At 47.7% G+C, this 2,215-nt stretch carries 3 protein-coding genes; all 3 read right to left on the bottom strand.

What is annotated here, in order from left to right; translation table 11 throughout:
- Positions 1–157: 157 nt before the first annotated feature.
- Positions 158–724 carry an RNA 2'-phosphotransferase gene (locus AC1DUA_RS34705; protein ID WP_477504066.1) on the bottom strand — a complete coding sequence of 189 codons (567 nt, stop codon included), beginning with the start codon at positions 722–724 and terminating at the stop codon, positions 158–160.
- A gap of 29 nt (positions 725–753) precedes the next feature.
- A complete protein-coding gene (locus AC1DUA_RS34700) occupies positions 754–2,082 on the bottom strand; it encodes an AAA family ATPase (protein ID WP_477504065.1) in 1,329 nt (442 codons plus the stop codon).
- The coding region (locus AC1DUA_RS34695; RefSeq protein WP_477504067.1) for an RtcB family protein at positions 2,079–2,215 on the bottom strand (137 nt) is incomplete at its 5' end. The genes AC1DUA_RS34695 and AC1DUA_RS34700, both read right to left, overlap by 4 nt.

Here is a 2,215-nt window from a genome sequence, read left to right as displayed (position 1 = left end):
GAACTACAGGGCCTTAATTGCACGCAAAACCGCGTTTTCTCTCCGAAAACGGACAAATAGCGGACCACAGTTCCCCCTCCGCGCGAAAAGGCCGCATTTCACCGAAATAGCGCCCTCTAGTTCCCTTCGCGGGGGAGGAATAGGCGTTTGGAGGAGTTTAACTCCTCTCCTCTATCTTCAAAATGCTGCAAAACTCAGCAGGAACGGCGTCTGCAAGCCAGACTTCATTACCTGCATAATAGAACTTGATTCCTGCACCGCTTGCTTTCACCGTATCAATGTTTAAAATGACAAGTTCCCCTCTACGCTTACCAGCCAACGTCGCAAAATGCAGCCCTTCAGACAAATGAACATATTGACGCTGCATGGGGCGTAAGCCTTGCTCCAATATCTTCGGCGCTGCTTGCGCATTCGTGCCATGGTAGAGCACCAACGGGGGTACTCCAGTAGGGTAGCTCACTTTGTCATGGCTATGCCCATACCTTGCCCTGATGCGATCGCCGATGATCTCAAAGCGCTGCTTGTCACAGCGCTCGACCACTTCCTCCAGATCCTGCAAGCTAAGTTCCGACCACTCCGTCTGAGTGCGAATCACTTGCAATAAATCTGAAACCGCGCAAGACCCATCTACAGCATCGAGCTGCAGCCCGAATTTTTCCGGAGAATGCCTGAGTATTTTACTCATCAACTTACTTAACCTTGTTTGCACGTGTGTACTTACCATTCCCAATCACATCCTCACATCTATATGTACTAACTAATCATAAATCCAACCCGAACCTCCGAGTCTTCCTTCAGCCACGACATCGACTGCCCCTTTTGCAAATCTGATTTCATTGACTTCACCAGCTTCTCTATATCCACACTCTGCTCGTAATGCCACTGAAGCGCTGCTGCTGTGTACAATTCATTTAACTGGGCAAAAGTAAATCCTTCCGTCTGCTTCGCCGTTACCTTCATGAAATCATCGGTTAACAGTTTGCCCATCCCTTTTTGCTCCAAATAGGTCTGCCTTAGCGTCACATCAGGAAGCTTAATTTCATAAGCGCGGTCAAAACGCCCAGCGCGGTTCATCAGTGCCGGATCAATTTGTTCTGGATAATTCGTTGTTCCAATGAGAAAAATGCCCTCTTTCGATGTTGCACCGTCCAAAATGTTCAAAAAATAAGACCTCGCCCCCTGGGGCATCGCATCGATATCCTCAATGACAAGAATCATTGGCGCCAAATTCGCCGCCGCTTGAAATACCTCTTGTATGGAATCGCTGCACGTATTCTCTGTGATTTGCCAATAAGCAACAGGTGCTTTCACACTGCCGGCGATGGACTTCACGAGCGTTGTTTTCCCATTCCCTGGTTTGCCGTAGAGCAGAATGCCTCTTTTATAAGGAAGGTTATATTCTTTGAAAAAGGTGCGGTCCTCATCAAAAAACTGATCAATGGACCTAAAAATCTCTCGCTTCACTTCATCCTTCATAATAACTTCGGCGCGGTCGACCATGCGAGTTATAGGCGCCAGTTCTTTTTCCATACCTTGGGGTCCATCTGTAAAAATCGTCACTTGCCGCCGATCCAAGTCTCTCCTGCGCTGCCGCGACTGCTCCAGAAATCGCTTAAGACTGGCGTCATCCACAGCAAATATAAAATCCTCAGAACCAATCCCATGCATCCGAAAAATAGGAACCCTGGCTAACGCGATTCCCCAATCCGGATAGGCAAAGACGTTATTTCGCAAAGTTGGAAATGTACGGTAGGCCGAAGCCTCACTATCCCCTTGCATGCCGAAGCCACGAGACTCCATATGATCAAAAATTTTCGTAACATGCTGGACATGAGGACTTTCTGTTTTGACATCATGGGCCAACAATCCCCAATATTCTTCTTTCCCGTCATTACTTACATAGGGTTCAAAATAATTGCCATATAAATCGTTCAGCACGCCTTGAATGCTCCCTAGCACATAAGCATAATCCCCATATGCGGTGAGCGGGCTGCCTCCAGAACCGTTCGGAGCGGATACAGCCGCCGTAGTTATTTTCGCCGTACTTACTTCTCTTAATTTTACGTTGTAATCCCTCTTCATTTGGCACCTTTTACTGTCGCCATGGGCTTGCACTTCGCTACAACCTGAGCCAAATCCGCTCCGACGACACTCTCTATAATTTGATCGACATCTTTATAAGCTTGCGGAGATTCATCGAGAATCGCCTCTAATG

This window comes from Paenibacillus sp. 01T422 (genome assembly GCF_056398785.1).
This window is presented reverse-complemented; position numbering and strand designations above follow the sequence as displayed.

What these genes read in the sequence shown, in the direction of transcription:
- AC1DUA_RS34700 (WP_477504065.1), bottom strand. Translation starts at nt 2,082, where the DNA reads ATGAAGAGGGATTACAACGTAAAATTAAGAGAAGTAAGTACGGCGAAA.
- AC1DUA_RS34705 (WP_477504066.1), bottom strand. Translation starts at nt 724, where the DNA reads ATGGTAAGTACACACGTGCAAACAAGGTTAAGTAAGTTGATGAGTAAA.